Genomic DNA, 6,179 nt, shown 5'->3' on the forward strand with positions numbered 1-6,179 from the left:
TCTTTGCAACAGTGCCACATATCTTATGTGTGAAAGATTTCATGCCGGTGGTTTATTGATCGTTTTTTGCATGCTACGCGAACAGGGGTTAAGGGACAAGATAGTCGGAACGATTATCGTTATTTATCCATCTTGTGCCTGTGATAGGCTTGCAGGTGAGGAAAAGTACTGGCCTGTAAGCAAAAATTCAGTTTTACTGATAATCCTCATGCACTGGCGTAAAATTCTTATTATGTGGTTTTGGTTGTGGCGCAGGGGTTAACGCGTGGTTAATCTGAGTGTGCTTTGCATGCATAGATATCTGTCAGGAATGAATAATTATGAGTAATGCAAAAATTCGTATCGCCATTGTGGGAGCCGCAGGGCGTATGGGGCGTCAGCTGATTCAGGCAACGGAACAGGCTGAGGGTGCGCGTCTGGGGGCAGCCATTGTCCGTGCTGGCTCATCGCTGGTTGGCACCGATGCAGGTGAACTGGCGGGCTGTCGCGCGCTGGGTATCAAGGTCAGCGACAATCTGGATGTCGTAGTTAATGACTTCGACGTGCTGATCGACTTCACCCACCCGGAAGGCATGCTGCACTATATAGCGTTTTGCCGTCAGCATAAGAAAGCGATGGTGATTGGCACTACCGGTTTTGATGAGGCAGGCAAAGCGGCGATCAAAGCCGCAGCGCAAGAGATTGGCATCGTATTTGCGGCCAACTTCAGCGTGGGCGTCAATCTGGTGCTGAAGCTGTTGGAGAAGGCGGCAAAAGTGATGGGTGACTATGCGGATATCGAAATTATCGAAGCGCACCACCGTCATAAAGTTGATGCGCCATCAGGTACGGCGCTAGCAATGGGGGAGGCAGTTGCCGATGCGATGAACTGGAACCTGAACGCGCATGCGATCTATGCGCGTGAAGGTAACACCGGTGAGCGCGAAGCGCAGACTATCGGTTTCGCCACCGTGCGTGCCGGAGATATTGTTGGTGAGCACACCGCGATGTTTGCTGATGTTGGCGAGCGAGTAGAGATTACCCACAAGGCTTCAAGCCGCATGACCTTCGCTAATGGCGCCGTTCGTGCTGCTGTCTGGTTAAAGTTGCATAAAAGTGGTCTTTATGACATGCGCAACGTGCTGAATTTGGATGATTTATAAGTGTTATGCTCCATCGCGATGTAGTTATTTCAATCATAACGTTCTGATTGAATGGGCAATTATTTATTGCCCTTTTATTTTTTTTAAAAAAAAGCAATTTATCATAGTAACTTAACAATTTTCGCTATAAATTTAAATTTTCCTTCTTTTTACTCGCTCTGAACGCTAATCTGTCCATTTGGACCGCTTTTTTACTCTATTACACCTGAAATTATGTAGAAACTGGCAGGCAACCGTTTTTATCGCTAGGATATGTGCTGTTTTCAGGGTAAATCATCCGACTTTCCACTCAGTGAGTTAAAAAACGCAGAAAAGTGGCGCGCAGGGTAGATATTCGGCAGGGCTATCATTAGAATGCGCCCAATTTGCCAAAAACGGGGCAGTCAGGCAGTTTTTGCATTGATTTTGGGGTTATTTCTGAATTAATATGCAGATATTGTGACTGCTTATTCCTTGGAGGATGTTTTGATTAAGTCAGCGCTCTTTGTTCTGGAAGACGGAACCCAATTCCATGGTCGGGCCATCGGGGCCATCGGATCGGCAGTGGGAGAAGTTGTTTTCAACACTTCAATGACCGGTTATCAAGAAATCCTCACTGATCCTTCCTATTCCCGCCAGATCGTCACCCTCACTTATCCCCATATCGGCAATGTCGGCACGAACGCCGCTGACGCAGAATCCACTCAGGTACATGCCCAGGGATTAGTTATCCGCGACCTGCCGCTGATTGCCAGCAACTACCGCAATGAGGAAGTCTTGTCTGACTATCTAACGTGCAACAACATTGTTGCTATTGCCGATATCGATACGCGTAAGCTGACTCGTCTGCTGCGTGAGAAAGCGGCGCAGAACGGCTGCATCATCGCCGGAGACGCACTGGATGCTGCCGAAGCCCTAGCAAAAGCCAAAGCTTTCCCAGGCCTGAAGGGTATGGATTTGGCGAAAGAAGTGACTGTGGCACAGCCTTACAGCTGGCAGCAGGGCAGCTGGACGCTGGAAGGCGAAATGCCGACCGAGAAAGCCGCTGCTGACCTTCCATTCCACGTGGTGGCCTACGACTACGGTGTGAAACGCAACATTTTGCGCATGCTGGTCGATCGCGGCTGCCGCCTGACGGTGGTGCCGGCTCAGGTCCCGGCAGAAGATGTGCTGAAGCTCAACCCGGACGGCGTGTTCCTCTCCAATGGTCCTGGCGATCCGGAGCCTTGCGACTACGCCATTACCGCGATTAAACGCCTGCTGGAAACCGAGATTCCGGTCTTCGGCATCTGCCTCGGCCATCAGCTGCTGGCGCTGGCAAGCGGGGCGAAAACCGTGAAGATGAAGCTTGGTCACCACGGCAGCAACCACCCGGTGAAAGACCACGACAATAACACCGTGGTGATCACCGCACAGAACCATGGCTTCGCCGTCGATGACAGTAACCTGCCAGTCAATCTGCGCATCACGCATACCTCGCTGTTTGACCACACGGTGCAGGGCATCCACCGTACCGATAAAGCGGCATTCAGCTTCCAGGGGCACCCGGAAGCCAGCCCGGGGCCGCACGATGCTGCACCGTTGTTCGATCACTTTATCGAACTGATTAAAGCCTCTAAATAAGATCAGGAGAGAAAGATAATGCCAAAACGTACAGACATACAAAGCATCCTGATCCTTGGCGCTGGCCCGATCGTTATCGGCCAAGCCTGTGAATTTGACTACTCCGGTGCGCAGGCGTGTAAAGCGCTGCGTGAAGAAGGTTACCGCGTTATCCTAGTGAACTCTAACCCGGCAACCATTATGACCGACCCGGATATGGCCGATGCCACCTACATCGAGCCGATTAACTGGGAAGTGGTACGCAAAATCATTAAGAAAGAGCGCCCGGATGCGGTGCTACCCACCATGGGCGGCCAGACCGCGCTGAACTGTGCGCTGGAGTTAGAGTGCCAGGGCGTGCTGGAAGAGTTCGGTGTGACCATGATCGGTGCCACCGCGGACGCGATTGATAAAGCTGAAGACCGTCGTCGTTTCGACGTGGCGATGAAGAAAATTGGCCTCGACACCGCGCGTTCCGGTATCGCGCACACCATGGAAGAAGCGCTGGCGGTTGCCGCTGACGTCGGTTTCCCGTGCATCATCCGTCCCTCCTTTACCATGGGCGGCACCGGTGGTGGTATCGCATACAACCGTGAAGAGTTTGAAGAGATTTGCGAACGCGGCCTCGATCTGTCGCCGACCAATGAGCTGCTGATTGATGAGTCGCTGATTGGCTGGAAAGAGTACGAGATGGAAGTAGTGCGTGATAAAAACGACAACTGCATCATCGTCTGTTCAATTGAAAACTTTGATGCCATGGGCATCCACACCGGTGACTCAATTACCGTTGCGCCAGCGCAGACTCTGACCGACAAAGAGTACCAGATCATGCGTAACGCCTCGCTGGCGGTGCTGCGCGAAATCGGCGTGGAAACCGGGGGGTCAAACGTGCAGTTCTCAGTGAACCCGGAGAATGGCCGTCTGATCGTCATTGAGATGAATCCACGCGTGTCGCGCTCCTCTGCGCTGGCCTCAAAAGCTACCGGCTTCCCTATTGCTAAAATCGCCGCCAAGCTGGCAGTGGGCTTCACCCTCGATGAGCTGACCAATGATATCACCGGTGGCCTGATCCCAACGTCGTTTGAACCGTCTATCGACTACGTGGTCACAAAAATTCCACGCTTCAACTTTGAAAAATTTACTGGTGCTAACGACCGTCTGACCACGCAGATGAAATCTGTCGGGGAAGTGATGGCGATTGGCCGTACCCTACAGGAGTCGATGCAGAAAGCGCTGCGCGGCCTAGAAGTGGGCGCGCACGGCTTTGATCCGAAGGTGGATCTTAACGACCCGGAAGCGCTGACCACTATTCGTCGCGAGCTGAAAAATGCTGGCTGCGACCGTATCTGGTATATCGCCGACGCCTTCCGTGCCGGAATGAGCGTAGAAGATGTCTTCGCGCTGACCAATGTTGACCGCTGGTTCCTAGTACAGATCGAAGAGCTGGTACTGCTGGAGCAGCAGGTAGCAGAACAGGGCGTTAAAGGCCTGAGTTATGACTTCTTGCGCACGCTGAAGCGTAAAGGCTTTGCCGATGCGCGCCTAGCCGATGTAGCGGGCGTGTATGAAGCGGAGATCCGTACCCTGCGCGAGCAGCAAAACCTGCACCCGGTCTACAAGCGTGTGGATACCTGTGCGGCGGAGTTCTCTACGGACACCGCCTGCATGTACTCAACCTATGAAGAAGAGTGTGAAGCGAACCCGAATCAGGACCGTGATAAAATCATGGTGCTGGGCGGCGGTCCAAACCGTATCGGCCAAGGTATCGAGTTCGACTACTGCTGCGTACACGCCTCGCTGGCGCTGCGCGAAGACGGTTTCGAGACCATTATGGTCAACTGCAACCCGGAAACTGTGTCAACCGATTACGACACCTCTGACCGCCTGTACTTCGAGTCGGTCACGCTGGAAGACGTGCTGGAAATTGTGCGCATTGAGAAGCCAAAAGGTGTGATCGTGCAGTACGGCGGGCAGACTCCGCTGAAGCTGGCGCGTGCGCTGGAAGCCGCAGGCATGCCGGTTATCGGTACCAGCCCGGATGCTATTGATCGTGCAGAAGACCGTGAACGTTTCCAGCAGACGGTTGAGCGCTTGGGCCTGAAGCAGCCGGCCAACGCCACCGTCACCGCCATCGATATGGCCGTGGAAAAGGCGGCGCTGATTGGCTATCCGCTGGTGGTGCGCCCGTCCTATGTACTGGGCGGCCGCGCAATGGAAATTGTGTATGACGAAATCGACCTGAAACGCTACTTTAATACCGCGGTTTCCGTGTCTAACGACGCTCCGGTGCTGCTGGACCGCTTCCTTGATGATGCGGTAGAAGTTGACGTTGACGCGATCTGCGACGGTGAACAGGTGGTGATTGGCGGCATCATGGAGCACATCGAACAGGCGGGCGTTCACTCCGGTGACTCTGCCTGCTCCTTGCCAGCCTACACGCTGAGCCAGGAAATTCAGGATGTGATGCGTGACCAAGTGAAGAAGCTAGCCTTTAAGCTGGGCGTGCATGGCCTGATGAACGTGCAGTTTGCGGTTAAGGACAATGAAGTTTACCTGATTGAGGTTAACCCACGTGCTGCGCGTACCGTACCGTTTGTCTCCAAAGCAACCGGCATGCCGCTGGCGAAAGTGGCCGCGCGCGTGATGGCGGGTAAAACCCTCGCCGCGCAGGGCGTGACCAAAGAGATCATCCCACCGTACTACTCGGTGAAAGAGGTGGTGCTGCCGTTTAACAAGTTCCAGGGCGTCGACCCTATCCTTGGCCCGGAAATGCGTTCTACCGGTGAAGTGATGGGTGTGGGCCGTACCTTTGCAGAAGCGTTCTGCAAGGCGATGATGGGCGCGCAGAGCAATATGAAGAAAACTGGTCGTGCGCTGCTGTCAGTGCGTGAAGGAGATAAGAAGCGTATTGCTGAGCTGGCGCGCCGCCTGCAGGCTTACGGCTTCGAGCTGGATGCTACCGCGGGTACCGCTGCGGTGCTGAAAGCTGCCGGTATTGAAGTGCGCCAAGTGAACAAAGTGCACGAAGGCCGCCCGCACATTCAGGACCGCCTGAAGAACGGTGAGTATGCCTACATCGTTAACACCACAGCAGGCCGTCAGGCGATTGAGGATTCCAAACTGATCCGCCGTAGCGCCCTGCAGTATAAGGTGCACTACGACACCACGCTGAACGGCGGTTTTGCCACCGTGACGTCGCTGAACTCCAGCGCCACGGACCAAGTAATTTCCGTGCAGGAGATGCATGCGCAGATCATCGCGTAATCACAGTCTCGTAGGGGCGCGGGTCATGACCCGAACGGCTAGGCATGCCTGACCACTACGCTGAGGGGCGACCATTAACGGTCGCCCCTTTTTTATCCCTCCCTTGCTCATTACCTGAGCAACGCCTCGCAGTTTTGCACCTTTCCCGAACGTAGCGCCCTTAAAGCTCAATCGGGCGAGCGTCACGGCTTC

General features: G+C 54.1%; 5 protein-coding genes. 4 read left to right on the top strand and 1 reads right to left on the bottom strand.

The window, feature by feature from the left end; genetic code table 11:
- The 4 genes from BBW68_RS19160 to carB form a co-directional block, all read left to right on the top strand.
- Positions 1-262 (top strand): hypothetical protein (locus tag BBW68_RS19160; RefSeq protein WP_222563074.1); only part of this gene is annotated, 262 nt, incomplete at its 5' end.
- Positions 263-320: 58 nt separating this feature from the next.
- Positions 321-1,142 (top strand): 4-hydroxy-tetrahydrodipicolinate reductase, encoded by an 822-nt coding sequence (gene dapB, locus BBW68_RS07615; protein WP_070134667.1) that lies wholly within the window; start codon positions 321-323, stop codon positions 1,140-1,142.
- Positions 1,143-1,607: 465 nt separating this feature from the next.
- A complete protein-coding gene (carA, locus tag BBW68_RS07620) occupies positions 1,608-2,744 on the top strand; it encodes a glutamine-hydrolyzing carbamoyl-phosphate synthase small subunit (protein WP_070134669.1) in 1,137 nt (378 codons plus the stop codon).
- Between the two features lie 18 nt (positions 2,745-2,762).
- On the top strand, positions 2,763-5,987 hold the full coding sequence (carB, locus tag BBW68_RS07625; RefSeq protein ID WP_070134670.1) for a carbamoyl-phosphate synthase large subunit: 3,225 nt from the start codon (positions 2,763-2,765) through the stop codon (positions 5,985-5,987).
- Here carB and BBW68_RS19165 read toward each other — a convergent pair.
- A partial coding sequence (locus tag BBW68_RS19165) for a hypothetical protein (protein ID WP_222563075.1) occupies positions 5,988-6,179 on the bottom strand: 192 nt, incomplete at its 5' end.

The sequence above is a fragment of the Candidatus Erwinia dacicola genome, assembly GCF_001756855.1.
In the GTDB taxonomy this organism is placed as follows: domain Bacteria; phylum Pseudomonadota; class Gammaproteobacteria; order Enterobacterales; family Enterobacteriaceae; genus Erwinia; species Erwinia dacicola.

What these genes read in the sequence shown, in the direction of transcription:
- carB (WP_070134670.1), top strand. Translation starts at nt 2,763, where the DNA reads ATGCCAAAACGTACAGACATACAAAGCATCCTGATCCTTGGCGCTGGC.
- dapB (WP_070134667.1), top strand. Translation starts at nt 321, where the DNA reads ATGAGTAATGCAAAAATTCGTATCGCCATTGTGGGAGCCGCAGGGCGT.